Source organism: Desulfobotulus sapovorans DSM 2055 (assembly GCF_059569355.1).
This window is the reverse complement of record NZ_JCANVJ010000008.1, coordinates 56,788-70,959: the sequence shown is the minus strand read 5'-3', so window position 1 is coordinate 70,959 and position 14,172 is coordinate 56,788. Positions and strand designations below refer to the sequence as shown.

The window sequence follows — 14,172 nt, the reverse complement described above, 5'->3', positions numbered from 1 at the left end:
TTGGGTCAGCGGTGCAGCATCCATGTTTTTCCGCCGAGGTATTCAGCTTCAAGGTCGGCCCGTTCCGTAATAAAGGCGATGCTCCAGGTATCCAGGGTGGTGGCCAGCAGGGAGTCGAGACGGGTGAGGCTGTTCTGGTAGGTCATGATGGCCCGGATTTCGGCCAGTCGGTCATCCCGGAGCTTGTCCTGTTCCCGGATGAAGTCTGCGTTGGAAATCCTTCCCAGCTTGAACTGTAGTTCGCTGACAAGGAAGTTTTCTTCGGAAAACTGCCGGGTTTTTGTGGCAAGCTCCACCCGTCTGAGGCTGGAGGCCACCTGGCGCACCGCATTCCGGATGGTGTTTTCCAGCGTTTCCTTTGCCGTGAGCAGCTGCATTTGGGCCCTTCGGAGCTGGATGCGGGCGGAAAGGAGGGGGGTTTCCCGGCTGTACCTGCCGTCGCCATAGAGGGGCAGGGGGATTTTCAGGCTGAGACCCAGCCACCAGTCTTCCTGACGGAAGGAGGCATCCGGATCACGGTGCTGCCATCCGTCCTTGTACCCCCCTTCCAGATCCAGATTCCAGAGACGCTGGTTTTCGGCATCGGAAAGTCCCATTTTTGCCATTTCGAGGGCGGTGATGGCACTGAGATAGGCACTGTCCCGTTCCAGGGCCAGGGCCAGACAGTCTTCGAAAACCGGTTCGATGGGTTTGTAGAGAATTTTTTCTGTGGGAACGAGGGTGGTGTCACCACTGATTTCCAGACGGCGCAGGAGGGAAAGCTGGGCGTCATCCATCTGGGCCCTGGCTTCTTCAAAGGCCAGTTCCTGACGCGTCAGGTTGGCTTCGGCCTGGAGCATTTCATTGGGTGCGCGACGTCCCGTTTTGATCATGGTACGGGTGATCTCCATCTGTTCTTTTGCCTTTTGCAGGGCGGCTTCCTGCACCTCCATATCCTGAAAGAGGGAAAGAAGGCTCCGGTAATCCTGGATGACACCGGATACGGTACCAATCAGGGTATCCCGCAGGGAGCGGATGTTGTTTTCTTCCTGCATGGCCGCCCGCCGCAGGGGAGCGGTGTTGTAGTCAAGTCCCCCATCTTTCAGGAGGGGCTGACGAAATCCAAGAGACCACTGGGAAAGTCCGGTCTGTGCTTCGCCGGAGCTGCCGTCTGTGCTGTGGTGACGGCTTTCAAAGCCATTTTCCCAGGCAAAAAGGATTTCCCCACCCGTGGGGATTTTCTGACTGAGGGAACTGACGAGGGAAAGGCCTGCATTTTCTGTCTGGGAACGGGTGGTATCCGGCCCGTCTGCGGCATAGTCCGTGGCGGTACCTGCGGTTTTCGCGCTGGCCTGGGGGCTGATGTCCAGGTTGGGGAAAAAGCGGGTCATTTCCTGACCCATCTGGAATTTTTCAAGAATTCTGGAAAGATAGGCACTTTCAATCGTCCGGTTTCGTCTCAGGGCCAGGTGAATGGCTTCGGTGAGGCTGAGTTCCAGGGTGGAGGGAAATTCGGATTCCGGTGCAGGGAAAGCATCCTGGGACCAAAGGGGGAGGGGCAGGCAGAAGAACAAAAAGGTCAGGAGTCCTGCCATCCAGAATCGGACTTGTTTCATGTTTTTTCCTGATACCCTTCAGATGGGTTTGCATGATAAAAGTGATCTTGAAGAACAGCCTGTTGGATATAAGAGCTGCCAATCATGCCCCAGCTTTTTTTTTACGTAAAGATAAAAAAGTGCTCTGATTCAGGTTTTTTAGGAATCCTCCCTATGATCTCAGATGGGGTCTCAGGCTGGGCCTCAAATTGGGAAGACATTTTGTCTGTTTTTGTTTATATACTGCCTCTGATCATTTGTATCGATAGTGTAAACGGTTCTTTTTCCCACGGCCTGGGAGCTGAACGCTTTTTCAGGGAGATCTGTCATGCGCCTTCCCTTTATCAAAATGCACGTCTGCGGCAACCATTTTATCTTTGTGGATGAGCTGGGCCGGGAGCCCATGCCCGATATCCTTGCCGCAGATCTTGCCAGGAAATTGACGGATCCGTATCGGGGCATCGGGGGGAATGGGCTGATCCGTCTTGGCGGAAGCCATCCGTCGGATTCAGCCGGGGTTTCCTTTCGGCTTCTGGAACCTGATGGATCGGAGTCCTTAAGCTGCGGTAACGGGCTGCTCTGTGCCGGACGTTATCTTGCGGATCGTTATGGTGTGAAGACCGCACTTTTTCAGACCCAGCTTCCCACGGGAAAACCCGTTGGCGTTGTTTCCGGTGAAACCGGGGGCAGACGCTGGATTCGTGTTCCCATACCCGAAAGGATCCCGGATTTTCTTTTCTGTCCGGATCGCTATCCGGAGTTTACCAATCCTCTCGGGCCCCTTTCCTTTCATCTGGAATCCAGAAGGAAAAATTTTCTGATGGAAGGGGATGAGCCGGAATGCCGGTTTACAGCTTATCCGATTTTCACAGGAGAACCCCATCTGGTGGTGCGCGCAGGGGATATTCAGCCAAAGGACTGGGCCAGGAGCCTCTTTCCGGAGCTGAACGTCAGGATGGAAATGCGGAAGGATACCGGAAATTTTCTGCTGAACCGCATGGGAGGCCAGGTGCTTTCCCAGTATCCGGAGCTTTTTCCCCAGGGTACCAACCTCATGGTGGGGAGGGCCTCTGAAACCGGGGAGGTGGTGTATGTCCGTTCCTTTGAGCGGGGGATTCTGCGGGAAACCCTGGCCTGCGGTACCGGAGCCCTGGCCTGTGCTGCCGTGATGGGTAAGGGAGACGCGATCCGTGTGGTGCCGGAAATGGCAAGCCGCTATATGGGAAGTGTGGGCTATACGGTCATTCCCGGAAAACGGGAATGGTATCTTTACGGAGATCCGGAGATTCTCTGGGAAGGTGTCTGGACAGGCTTTCAGCCAGAAGAAGGGGGGACGTTTGCCCAGGCAATGGTCTAGACGGTTTTTTTCCGGAGAAGGACATCTCTTTGCTGCCTGCACGCTGATTCTGCTGATCAGTCTCAGCTTCACAACAGCCCTGATCCTTCTGACTCTGGAAAAACGGTATACGGAATCCCTTCTTGGCCGCTATGCGGTGCAGGCTGGGGAGCTGGAGCGCCGTATTGAACAGTCCCTTCGTTTTGGAAAATCCCTTTCCAGTTTTTACGGTATGGAAGATCTGCTCGCAGAAGCCATGCAGGGGATGCCGGAAGGGGGGAAGAACCGCATGGATATTCTGCTGACGCAGGGAGCCGTCCGCTACAGCAGTGATCCGAAGTTTCAGACGCAGATTCCGGATAAAGAGGTTCTGGCCTTTATTCAGGGGGAGGAGCAGAAAAGCCTGCGTCATGGGAACGTGCATCTGGTTTTCCGGGCCATTGAGGACATTGATGGGCTGCGTGTGGGTACCGTCCTTTTCACCATCGATCATGGGCCGGTGCGGGAAGCCTGGAAACGGATGCTGCTGGAGAGCCTTGTCTCCGGTGGTCTCTTTCTGGCGGGGGGGATGGTACTCATGGCCCTTGGTTTCTACCGCCGGCGTGTTCCGCTTCACCGTCTGCTTCTTGTGGTGATCTGCCTTTCCCAGGCCGGTTTCATTGCGGAACGGGTTCGGGCTTATGGGGAGGATCTGACCTTTCTTTACGGAGAAAGGGTTCTGGTGCTGAACGGACTGCTGCAAAGGGATGTGGCCCACCTTTTACGTCTGGGACTGTCCCTGGAGCGTCTCTATAAGGTGGATGTGCTGCTTGCCCGCAGCCTTTCCCGGCTTCCCGAAGTGGCGGAAATCCGTATCACGGATGCGTCCTTCCGCACCCTTCACAGCTCCGCCGGAGTCTTTTCTCCGGAAAATCCGCCCATCCCCTGGGATGAAAAGGATGCGGATGTGTTCAGCCTCCCCCTTTATGCAGGAGAGACGGTTCAGGGCTATATCCGTTCCCGGCTTTCCCAGTCCCACATCCGTAAACAGGCCCAGGCCCTGTACTGGGACGCGGGAACCGTAGCCCTGATTTCCCTGTTTCTCGGATCTGAGCTTTTGGTTTTTCTGGGGCGCAGCCAGCGCAGACGCGCATCGGTTCCCCTTGCAGACACTTCCGATCTGGCCGTTTCACGGATGCGGGTCATGGCTTTTTTCTTTTTTTTCGGAACGGACATCGCCATTTCCTTTTTGCCCCTGCACATGGCATCCATTTACCAGCCCATTGCGGGACTGCCTCGGGAGATGGTGCTGGGGCTTCCCATCACCATCCAGATGATGTGCACGGCCCTGGCCTTTCTCGGAGCAGGCCTGTGGAGTGACCGGGGCGGCTGGCAGTGGCCCTTTCTTTCCGGTCTTGCACTTTCTGCCTGTGGTTTTTTTATCGCGGCTCTGGCCTGGCATCCCCTCCTGTACCTTCTGGGGATGGGGGTTGTGGGCTACGGATATGGCCTCTCCTACATGGCTGGCCAGAATTTTGTCGTCGCGGTCAGCTCACGGGAAAAAAGGGGGATTGGTCTGTCCAGGTTCTATGCGGGCTGTATTGCGGGCAGCATCTGCGGCAGTGCAGCCGGAGCCCTGCTGGCGGACAGGACAGGGTACCCCCCGGTTTTCTTTCTCGGAGGTCTGGCTCTGCTTGCCAGTTTTGCGGTCTCTTTCTTTTACCTGAAAGCCTATTTCGGAACCTCATCCCCCAGAGAGGAAAAGCGTTCCGGTGAAAGCATGCTGGCCTTTTTCACGGACAGACAGATTCTTGCCGTCATTTTTTGCAGCAGTCTGCCCGCAGCCGTTGCCCTTGTGGGCTTCATGAACTATTTCAGCCCTGTCTATCTCCATGCCATGGGGGCCAGTCAGTCCACCATTGGTCGTTTTTTCATGCTCTATGGGGTGTGCATGATCTGGCTTGCCCCCTGGATCACCCGGCGTCTGGGCAGCCGTCTGCCCCGGCTTCCCATTGCCCTTTCCGGTCTTCTCGGCAGTGCTGCCTTTGGCATTTTTTATCTGTGGGAGGGCATGGTCGCTGTGGGGACAGGGATTCTGCTTCTGGGTTTTGCCGCCTGTTTCAATGCGGCCCGCAATGCCTACGCCATCAACCTTCCCGTGAGTCAGCGGGTGGGAGAAGGGCGGGCCATGGGAACCATTTTTTTTATCGCCCGTCTTGGACAGATGGCAGGCCCGCTGATTTTCAGTATCCTTCTTGTGGCCGGTGAGGTGAAGGAGGCCATTTTCATTGTGGGCGTAAGCTATCTGATCCTGACCCTTCTTTTTGGGATTCTTACGGCACCGCCCCGCCATGTTTCGGGAGAAAAGGGATGACACACAGTGCTGTTGCAGGATTTGAACATTTTCCTTTCAGGGTGGAGAGCTTTTCCACTCAGGAGATCCTTGCCTGGCCCGGAGAGGATCAGGAGATTCTGAAAGAGGAGCTGAGTGCACTTTTTCCCAGAATTTTTCTTTCGGAAAAAGACTGGCGCTATGTGGTACGCCATTATTTTTTTGATCCTGCGCCAAGAACACGGCATGGACTTTTTATCCGGGACAGGGAAAGCCGTCTGGTGGGTACGGCCTGCCTGGATGTGGGAGCCGTCCGTTTTGGAGCAGGGGAGAAATGTGCGGCCTATGTCCATATCCGGGCCATTCTGCCGGAAATCCAGATTCGCGGGCTGGGGCAGGCCATGGCCCGCTGGATGCTTGCCTTTGAGCCGGACTACCTTTTCACCACCTGTATGCAGCCCCTTTCCCTTTATTCCTGGATACGCCTTGTGGAGGCGGAAAAGAGCGGTGTTTACGAGATCTGGCCGTATCGGGAAAGGGACGGGACGATCCGGGTGCTGCCTCCCTGGCTTCTGGGGGAGGCACTTTCACTGTTCACCGGGATTTACAGCGGGCATGTAAAGGAGGATTCCCGGAGGGTGGAGGCTGTGGTACAGGATCTTACGGTACGTTTTGTCCGAAGGGGGGTGGGGATGGTCTTTGAGCGGGATCCCTGGTCTTTTCCGGAACGGGATCCTCTGGCGGAAGGGCTGGGGCTTCGGGAGTCCGACGGGATCCTGCTGGTGCTGCGGCGGCAATCGGGATGAGTCCTGTTTTCCAGTATGGCTGAATGCTTAGGGATGAAAAGGATCAACAATCCTGTATCAGGATAAAAAAGGAGAGAAAGATGCGTACCCGAAAGATGCATACCCGGTGCTGGAAAATCCGCATGTCAGGATTTTGTCTGGGACTGATGCTGTTGCTCCTTGCTTCTTGGGCAGGGGCGGGTCAGAACGCTGTGACTCCGGAGAATGGCACAGCCCTTAAGCCCTGGCGTATGGCCTATCTTGAAGGGGGGCCCTATGGAGAATACAGCGATTCTTTAAGGGCTCTTTTCCAGGCCCTCTTTCAGAGGGGCTGGCTTTCGGAAGCACCGGATCCGGATCTTAAAAGCAGTCGGGAACTCTGGAACTGGGCGGCTTCCCTCAGGGCATCCCGCCTGCTGTTTCCTGAGGAGAATTTTTATTCCTGCGAGTGGGAGAATGGGCGTCGTCCCCAGGTTCGGCAGAGGCTTTATGAGGATCTTGGGGCGGGAAAGGCGGATCTGGTACTGGCCATGGGAACCTGGGCCGGACAGGATCTCAGCCGGGAAGATCCGGGGGTGCCCGTTCTTGTCATGGCGGTGAGCGATGCTCTGGGGGCCGGGCTTTTTCGGGAAGGCAGGCCCGGAGATCCTTCCTGGCTGCATGCACGCATGGATCCCCGGCGCTATGAGCGTCAGGTGAGGATTTTTCATGATACGGTGGGTTTCAGCCGGCTTGGCATTGTGTTTAAAGATACCCTTGCGGGACGGAGCTATGCCGCACTGGATACGGTTTTTGCTGTGGGAAAGGAACGCGGATTTGAGGTGATCAGCTGTGCTATTCCCGATGGGAGGGAACAGAGCGAAGAAGAGGCCCTGCTGCTGGGCTGCTATGCCCGTTTGCGCCGGGAGGCGGGGGCTCTTTATGTAACCGCACAGAAATCCCTCAATAAAACAACCCTGCCCCTCCTGGTAGCGGGAGCCCTGGAGGATCAGATCCCCACCTTCTCCCAGTCCGGAAGTGATGAGGTTCGCATGGGGCTTTTGATGAGCATTGCCCAGGTTGGATTTTCCTATGTGGGGGATTTTACCGCAGTGACGCTTTTACGGATTCTGTCAGGAGAAATCCCTGGAACCTTGCCCATGCTCTTTGAAGATCCCCCCAAAATTGCCATCAACCTGATGACTGCCATGGAGATCGGCTATGATGCTCCCGTGGATATTCTGGTGGCAGCTGATGAAATTTTTCAGAGTATTCCTGAAAAACCCTGAAAAAAACGGGAAAGAGCTTGCCCGATGGGTTCAGTTCCGGGAACGAGGGGGAAAGATTCAGCCTGAGGCTGTCTCCTTTGTTACGATCTGCAGGGTAGCAAGCCGAGTTTTCCGGATGAAAAAAAGTCTGCCGCTCCCCGTACGGGGAATGGCAGACTTTTTTTGTGGCTGTGACAGCTTTTTAAAATCCCGTGCCATGGAAAGGCTGGGTCAGGGTTCCTGAACAGCGGGCTTCTCACCGGAGGCTGTGTCGGGGGATGCAGAGGCTTCCGTATTGGGAGCAGGAGGTGAGGGTGCCGGAGCCTGGGGAACAGGGGGTGGAAGTACCGGAGCCTGAGGGACAGGTACCGGAGCCATGGTGGGGGCCGGGAGAATCTGGGACTGGCGATGCAGCAGCTCCTGGCAGGTGACATTCTGCCTTTCCAGGGATTCGCGTGTGGCCGCCAGTTGTGCCCTGGTTGTGGTCAGCTCTTCTTTCAGTGCTTCCTGTTCGGTAACGCGGGCTTTAAGCTGCTGGATCTGCGTCTCAAGATCTGCAATGGTTTTTACGGCGTCTTTTTCGGCAGCACTTGAGCCGGACGACAGCTCTTCCAGTCTCTGGATTCTGGTTTCGCAGCTCTGGGTTTTTTCTGCGGCAAAGCTGCTGATCTGGGCCGCCTGGTCAGAAAGAGCCATGTAGCGGACATCGGGAGCCTTCAGAGCCGTACCGATACGATGGATCCAGTTTTCAAATTCAAGGATTACCTCTTCACGGGTTTTGTTGCCGAGATTGTCAAGGGCATAGGCTGCCTGGGCCACATGGAGCGTGTGATTGGCCGCCTGTTCAGACTGGAGGCTGGCCTCGGCGATGCGTTCTGTGGCACGCGGATCTGTTTCAATGATTCTCTTGGTTTTTTCAATTTCTGCCAGGGCAAAACGATGGGTGATGGGGGCATGGTTCTGCAAGCGTCTCTCCTGCAGGGTCTTGAGAATGGTTTCCGCAGAATTCAGGGCTTTGAAGGTCACCGTTCGGATTTCCAGGTGATGCATGTCCAGTAGCAGGGCACCCTTTCTGGAGAAGGCATCCTCTCCCTTTTTCTGTTCCACCATGCGGATCAGTTCTGTATACCTGCGCATCAGGGGATCCAGCTCCTGCGAAAAATAAAGGCTGGTTTCCAGGCTGTCCAGAATTTCTTTCTGCGCCACAAGATCTCCCAGCGTACGGTGCACATCCTCTTTGGCCTGACGTCCCGCTTCGATCATCTGTACGCTGAGAAGGGCTTTGGTGATGGTTTTTTCTGCCTTGGCGCCCGAGGCATGGAGTTTTTTGGCTTCTTCCAGGGCTTTTTCCGCTTCTTCCATGTGGCTCGGGGCAAAATCGGAAAGTTTTTCCCTGCGGCCTGCCTCAATGCTGTCCGATGCCTGCTTCAGGGCATCGGCAGGGGTCAGCTCACCTTCCCTGGCCATAGTGGCCGCCTGCTGATGCAATTTTTTCATCTGAGGAACGCCGCCGCCGCTGGCACATCCGCTAAGGCTGGCTGCGGCAAAAAGAATTGCCAGCCCGCACAGCAGGAAACGATGGATCATGGGAGATACCTCCTTAAGGTTGCAGTGATCAGTTCTGTAAGCATTTCGATATACGGTTGAAAAAGTGTCGTACAGGGAGAGAAACCCAGGACAGTTCATTATTTTCAATGAAAGTATGGAGTAGCTATATCGGATCAGGCAAGCGTTGGCAAGTCAGATGATCAGAAGGAATGCCGGGGTTTCCTGCTGTTTTTCAGCAGAACATGGTAAGAATCGGGTATTTCCCGTGTCGCTGACTTTGGGACAGACCCCTGTTACGGGTGCGTGGGGGACAGGAAAAATCTTTTTACGGATATTCACCTGAAGGTCAGCGTATTTCCTCCAGCAGGATCTTTGCCCCTTCTGCGGCACGGATAAAGGCGGTCTCAAGATCCCAGTCTTTCCGGTTGCGGCTTCCCACGGGATTGCTGACACTGCGGATTTCGAGGATGGGGACATCGTAAAGTGCTGCGGTGTGAAAGGCGGCGGCCCCTTCCATGTTTTCGAGAAGACCACCGGTTTCCTCTTCAATGACGCGGGCTGTTGTTTCCGTTGCGGTGATGGTGCTCACCGTGACAAAGGGCCCACAGAGAACGCGGCGGGAAAATTTTTCCTGAAATAGTGACAGAGCGATACGGGTGAGGTGGGGATCTGCCGGGTACAGACCGGGTACTGTTTCCGGATGTTCAAGAAGGGGAAAGGGCAGGGGACGGGGGAGCAGGGTCTGGGATTCCAGACCGATATGGAGATCCCGTTCCTGACTGGCCAGGGCGATACCCCCCATGACGAGACCGCTTTGGGGATACATACCGCCGCAGCCCACCTGGAGAATCCATTCGGGCCTGAAACCGGAGAGAACCGCAGCCAGCCTTGCCGCTGTGTTCAGGACGCCGGGGCCGGAAATGAGCATATGAATTTCCCTTTTGCCCATCAGGCCCCGGATGAGGGGGATTCCGGAGACGGAAAGGCGTGTTTTGCCTTGCAGCATCGCTTCCAGCGGAGCCGCTTCTTCCGGAACGGCGGTGAGTACGAGAACGGGTTTCATGGAGAAGGCTTTCCGGGAGCCATGCCTCTTCTGAGGAGATCCAGAAAGGCCTGGATATGGGTTTCGGGTTTTTCCGGATGGAGATGGCCTTCTCCGAGGTAGGGAAGAACCGAGGCCAGCAAAAAGCGATCCATGAGGGCCTCCAGAAGGAAGAGGGCTTCGGCTCTGGGCAGATCCGGACGGATTTCTCCCCGCAGTACGGCGGCTTCCAGCAGCTCTTCCAGAAAATTTTTCCCCTCACGCCGCAGGCGGGTCAGAAAGAGATCCCGCAGGGGAATATCCGGTGCCATGAGCAGATGGGTGTACAGCCGGTACGTCAGGGGGTGTCTTCGGGTAAAGGCAAGGCCAGCATACAGGATTTCTGAGAGCCGTGAAAAAATATCCGCATGGGAGGAGGTATCGCGTACCGTGCGCAGGGTCTCCTTGACCTGTTCCAGGCTGTGGAGAAAGACTGCGGCAAAAAGACCCTCCTTGTCTCCGAAATACTGAAAGACGGAACCCTTGGCAATTCCTGCCCTTTCCACCATGCGGTTGATGCTGGCGCTGGCGTAGCCCCTTTCCGCAAATTCCATGAGTGCAGCCTGGAGCACCCTCTCCTTTTTTTCCTCAGGAAGCCGTTCAAAGGTGGTTCTTGCGGGCATCACAGGAGGCCTTCTTTACCTGAAATCTGGGCCATCAGGGCCTCGAGGGCCAGAAGATAGCCCCGTGCTCCCAGTCCAACGATCTGGCCCTGGGCAATATCGGACACATAGGAGTGCTTTCTGAAGTCTTCCCGCTTGTGGATATTGGAAATGTGCACTTCAATGATGGGGACGTCCAGAAGCAGGAGGGCATCCCGGATGGCCACGCTGGTGTGGGTAAAGGCGGCAGGGTTGATGATGACCCCATCCACATGGCCAAAGGCCTCCTGGATGCGATCCACAAGGGTGCCTTCATGATTGGACTGGAAGGAACACAGGGAAAACCCCTCGCTCCGGGCACGGGTTTCCAGGGCGCTGTCAATATCGTGCAGGGTCAGTCTGCCGTAGATTTCCGGCTCCCGTCTGCCCAGCATGTTGAGGTTTGGCCCGTGCAGGACAAGGATGTTTTTTTTCATGGCCGTATTTCCGGAGTTTTTTTTTGAATGCCTTCCTGTGCGGGAAGGTGCCGGAGCTGTGCGATGCTTTGCCTGTAGTCCTGGGTTCCGAAAATAGCGGAACCCGCCACCAGCACATCGGCACCCGCCTCGGTGACGGCCCGGGAGGTTTCGGGGTTGACACCGCCATCCACCTGGAGATGGATGGGTCTGCCGCTTGCCGCAATGGCTTTACGGATACGCGCAATCTTATCCAGACACTGAGGAATGAATTTCTGACCGCCAAAGCCGGGATTCACGGTCATGACGAGGACAAAGTCAATGTCGTCCATGACAAATTCCAGCAGTTCCGGGGACGTGGCCGGATTCAGGGCCACACCCGGTCTGGCACCCAGGGAACGGATAAGTTGCAGGCTGCGGTGCAGGTGGGGACAGGTTTCCGCATGGACGGAAATGAGATCGGCTCCGGCTTTGACAAAGGCGGGAATCAGGGCGTCGGGTTCCACAATCATGAGGTGCACGTCCAGGGGAAGCGGGGTGCTTTTTCTGGCGGCTTCCACAATGATGGGCCCATAGCTGATGTTGGGGACAAAACGGCCATCCATGACATCGATGTGTATCCAGTCCGCACCGGCACTTTCAACGGCACGGATTTCCTCACCCAGGCGGGTGAAGTCAGCAGACAGGATGGAAGGGGCAATGAGGGGCTTCATGGTGTCTCCTTTTCTGGAGAAGTCTGGGGCTTCCCCGTGTCCGGGGAATCGGGAAGGGTAAGGTTCATGGGGCTGAAGCCGTATCGGCCTCCCCCATAAAGAATATCCGGTTTGGGCTGGAAGGGCTGTAGCCTGGCTTCAAAAACGGGAACGTCATTTTCTTCAATCAGGATATGGGCCTGGGTGGTTCCCGGTATGAGCAGGGTGATTTCATGGTTGCCCTCATACACATCATTGACAAAATCAAAGCGCATCCCCCAGGCCGTGAGGCTGCCCCGGATGTGGGAGCGGATCAGGGTGTGGGGAAGGCGGTAGCGTACAAGATGCATCCCCTGGACAGGATCCGGTTTGACGGTGCGTTGTCCCGGAGCCTCGTTGAGCACCACCCTCACTCCGGAGTGGACGGTTATGGGAGAGCCTGCTGCGGGTTCCTGATCCAGAATGCGGTGGGGCGGGATATCGGGATTCCATGCGGTACGGATATCGGTGAGGCGCAGATCCAGGCTGTTCAGGAGGGTCAGCATGGCATCGCCATCCATGGCTTTCAGATCAGGCATGCGGAGAATGAGCGGTCGTCTGCCCATGCTGGTCAGCAGATGCACGGTCTTCCCATCGGGAAGCCAGGCCCCCGCAGGGGGAGCCGATGCCATGACATGGCCTGGGGGCAGGCTGTCATGGTACATCTGACTGACCTGCCCTGCCTGAAATCCTGAAGCTTCCAGACGGCTGACGGCCTCTTCCCTGCGGAGTCCGGAAAGGTTGGGAATCTGTACTTTTCTGGGGCCACGGGAAAGTACAAGCCGAACCTCCCGGCCTGCTTTCAGAATATGTTCCGGAGGGGGATCCTGACGCAGTACCCGGTTCTGGGGCAGGGTGCCGGAATAGTCGAAACCCACCACCCGTACCCCCAGATTTCTGACTTCCATGTGTTCCAGGACGTCTACAATGTCCCTGCCCCGCAGATCCGGAACGGCCATTTCCTGGCTTCTGCCCATGACAAAGGTAAAACTGTAATAGGCGGCAAGGGCCGTCAGGACACAGAAAAGAACCAGCCCCAGTATCCAGGTCAGTACCCTCTTGAGGATGCGGGATGGACTCACGGGGAAAACCATTCAGGCAATGACCTTACGCCGTCCTGTTTTTCTCAGGGCGGTGGCAAAAAAGCCGTCCAGCTCAAAGGTCGCTTTCCAGGGCATGAAATCTCCCTTTTCCGTGATGAGCCCTTCGGCCTGTGCGGGAAAATGGACTCCCGGTTTTTCCCGCTGCATCTCCGGATGGGCGCTGAGGAAAGTATCGATTACCTCTGTGGTTTCTTCCGGCTCTGTGGAACAAACCGCATAGACCATGAGGCCTCCCGGTTTGAGAAGACCGGCAAGGGTGTGGAGGAGCCGGGCCTGGCGCTGGGCGAAATGGCCGAAGCCGTCTGGCTCCCGGTTCCATTTGATGTCCGGATTTCTCCGGATGACCCCCATGCCGGAACAGGGCGCATCCAGAAGAATGCGGTCAAAGCGGCCAAGGTTCATGATGTCTTTGTCCCGGGTCAGATCCAGGGCCTGGGTTTTGACCGTATGAATACCGAGGCGGGTCATTTCATGCCCCAGACGCATCAGTTTCGGTGCGCTGATATCTGCGGCGATGATTTCTCCCTTGTTCTGCATGATCTGGGCAATATGGCCCGTTTTTCCGCCATAACCGGCACAGGCGTCCAGAATACGTTCTCCGCTGCGGGGCCCCAGGAGCAGCGTGACCAGTTGGGCTGCAGCGTCCTGGATCTGGAAAAAGCCATCCCGGAATCCGGGAAGACGGTCGATGGCCCCATCGGGATGGTCAAAGTCCAGGGCGTTCTCCATCCAGGGATTGGCCTGGACGTCCTGTACCCTCTCCTTGAGCAGATCCATCATGGTGGGCATGTCCGTGCGCAGGGTATTGATCCGCAGGGTCATGGAGGGGATGCGGTTTACGGACTGGGCCAGATCTTCCAGCCTTTCCTCTCCAAAGCGTGCGATCCAGCGCTCCAGCATCCATTCGGGTATGGCCTGTTTCCAGGCCAGACGTTGCAGGGTGGGCGTGCCTGCGGGGGGGTCATAGATGGTACGCCATACCTTCTGGACATTGCGCAGGACGCCATTGACAAAACCGGGAGCCCCCCGTGTGCTGCTGATGCTCTTGGTGAGTTCCACCGCCGTGTGGATGGCTGCGGATTCGGGAACCCTGTCCAGGTAAATCAGCTGGAAGATGGCAATGCGGAGGATATCCCGGATTTTGGGTTCAATTTTGTGCATGGGTGTCCGGGAGCTTTCGGCGATGACCCTGTCCAGACGGCTGCGCCAGCGCAGCACACCGTAGACAATGGCATTCATGAGACGCCGGTCTTTGGGATCCATGGCATTGATGGCTCCTTGAAAATCCTCGATGACAAGATCCAGGGGCAGGCGGCGGGCCTGGATTTTGATCAGCACCTGAAGGGCAATTGTTCTGGCGTCGCTTTGCATGAAGTTCCTTATGCTGTTTTCGGCTTGG

General features: G+C 56.3%; 12 protein-coding genes. 4 read left to right on the top strand and 8 right to left on the bottom strand.

The window, feature by feature from the left end:
- Nucleotides 1-5: 5 nt before the first annotated feature.
- Entirely contained in the window at nucleotides 6-1,595 is a 1,590-nt protein-coding gene (locus BR04_RS08135) for a TolC family protein (protein WP_496355501.1), read from the bottom strand.
- A 307-nt stretch (nucleotides 1,596-1,902) separates the two neighbouring features.
- Between BR04_RS08135 and BR04_RS08130 the strand changes: the two genes are divergently transcribed.
- The 4 genes from BR04_RS08130 (at nucleotide 1,903) to BR04_RS08115 (ending at nucleotide 7,274) form a co-directional block, all read left to right on the top strand.
- A complete protein-coding gene (locus tag BR04_RS08130; protein ID WP_496355500.1) occupies nucleotides 1,903-2,931 on the top strand; it encodes a diaminopimelate epimerase in 1,029 nt (342 codons plus the stop codon).
- Nucleotides 2,912-5,263, top strand: coding sequence for an MFS transporter (locus BR04_RS08125; protein ID WP_496355499.1), 2,352 nt, complete (start codon nucleotides 2,912-2,914; stop codon nucleotides 5,261-5,263). Before BR04_RS08130 ends, BR04_RS08125 begins: the two co-directional genes overlap by 20 nt.
- Nucleotides 5,260-6,027, top strand: coding sequence for a hypothetical protein (locus BR04_RS08120; RefSeq protein WP_496355498.1), 768 nt, complete (start codon nucleotides 5,260-5,262; stop codon nucleotides 6,025-6,027). The genes BR04_RS08125 and BR04_RS08120 overlap by 4 nt, the downstream gene beginning before the upstream one ends.
- 80 nt (nucleotides 6,028-6,107) lie before the next feature.
- Nucleotides 6,108-7,274, top strand: a complete 1,167-nt coding sequence (locus BR04_RS08115; RefSeq protein ID WP_496355497.1) for an ABC transporter substrate binding protein — start codon at nucleotides 6,108-6,110, stop codon at nucleotides 7,272-7,274.
- Nucleotides 7,275-7,484: 210 nt separating this feature from the next.
- Here BR04_RS08115 and BR04_RS08110 read toward each other — a convergent pair whose 3' ends face one another.
- From BR04_RS08110 to rsmB, 7 genes are all read right to left on the bottom strand, one after another.
- A complete protein-coding gene (locus tag BR04_RS08110) occupies nucleotides 7,485-8,840 on the bottom strand; it encodes a hypothetical protein (RefSeq protein WP_496355496.1) in 1,356 nt (451 codons plus the stop codon).
- 307 nt (nucleotides 8,841-9,147) lie between these two features.
- Nucleotides 9,148-9,864: a futalosine hydrolase gene (gene mqnB / locus BR04_RS08105; RefSeq protein WP_496355495.1), complete on the bottom strand. Its 717-nt coding sequence runs from the start codon at nucleotides 9,862-9,864 to the stop codon at nucleotides 9,148-9,150.
- A complete protein-coding gene (locus BR04_RS08100) occupies nucleotides 9,861-10,505 on the bottom strand; it encodes a TetR/AcrR family transcriptional regulator (protein WP_496355494.1) in 645 nt (214 codons plus the stop codon). Before BR04_RS08100 ends, mqnB begins: the two co-directional genes overlap by 4 nt.
- Entirely contained in the window at nucleotides 10,505-10,960 is a 456-nt protein-coding gene (gene aroQ / locus BR04_RS08095; RefSeq protein ID WP_496355493.1) for a type II 3-dehydroquinate dehydratase, read from the bottom strand. Before aroQ ends, BR04_RS08100 begins: the two co-directional genes overlap by 1 nt.
- A complete protein-coding gene (gene rpe, locus BR04_RS08090; RefSeq protein WP_496355492.1) occupies nucleotides 10,957-11,652 on the bottom strand; it encodes a ribulose-phosphate 3-epimerase in 696 nt (231 codons plus the stop codon). Before rpe ends, aroQ begins: the two co-directional genes overlap by 4 nt.
- Nucleotides 11,649-12,752: a PASTA domain-containing protein gene (locus BR04_RS08085; protein WP_496355491.1), complete on the bottom strand. Its 1,104-nt coding sequence runs from the start codon at nucleotides 12,750-12,752 to the stop codon at nucleotides 11,649-11,651. Before BR04_RS08085 ends, rpe begins: the two co-directional genes overlap by 4 nt.
- Before the next feature lie 12 nt (nucleotides 12,753-12,764).
- Nucleotides 12,765-14,144, bottom strand: a complete 1,380-nt coding sequence (gene rsmB / locus BR04_RS08080) for a 16S rRNA (cytosine(967)-C(5))-methyltransferase RsmB (RefSeq protein ID WP_496355490.1) — start codon at nucleotides 14,142-14,144, stop codon at nucleotides 12,765-12,767.
- Nucleotides 14,145-14,172: the final 28 nt, after the last annotated feature.

What these genes read in the sequence shown, in the direction of transcription:
- BR04_RS08135 (WP_496355501.1), bottom strand. Translation starts at nt 1,595, where the DNA reads ATGAAACAAGTCCGATTCTGGATGGCAGGACTCCTGACCTTTTTGTTC.
- BR04_RS08130 (WP_496355500.1), top strand. Translation starts at nt 1,903, where the DNA reads ATGCGCCTTCCCTTTATCAAAATGCACGTCTGCGGCAACCATTTTATC.
- BR04_RS08120 (WP_496355498.1), top strand. Translation starts at nt 5,260, where the DNA reads ATGACACACAGTGCTGTTGCAGGATTTGAACATTTTCCTTTCAGGGTG.
- BR04_RS08115 (WP_496355497.1), top strand. Translation starts at nt 6,108, where the DNA reads ATGCGTACCCGAAAGATGCATACCCGGTGCTGGAAAATCCGCATGTCA.
- BR04_RS08110 (WP_496355496.1), bottom strand. Translation starts at nt 8,840, where the DNA reads ATGATCCATCGTTTCCTGCTGTGCGGGCTGGCAATTCTTTTTGCCGCA.
- mqnB (WP_496355495.1), bottom strand. Translation starts at nt 9,864, where the DNA reads ATGAAACCCGTTCTCGTACTCACCGCCGTTCCGGAAGAAGCGGCTCCG.
- BR04_RS08100 (WP_496355494.1), bottom strand. Translation starts at nt 10,505, where the DNA reads ATGCCCGCAAGAACCACCTTTGAACGGCTTCCTGAGGAAAAAAAGGAG.
- aroQ (WP_496355493.1), bottom strand. Translation starts at nt 10,960, where the DNA reads ATGAAAAAAAACATCCTTGTCCTGCACGGGCCAAACCTCAACATGCTG.
- rpe (WP_496355492.1), bottom strand. Translation starts at nt 11,652, where the DNA reads ATGAAGCCCCTCATTGCCCCTTCCATCCTGTCTGCTGACTTCACCCGC.
- rsmB (WP_496355490.1), bottom strand. Translation starts at nt 14,144, where the DNA reads ATGCAAAGCGACGCCAGAACAATTGCCCTTCAGGTGCTGATCAAAATC.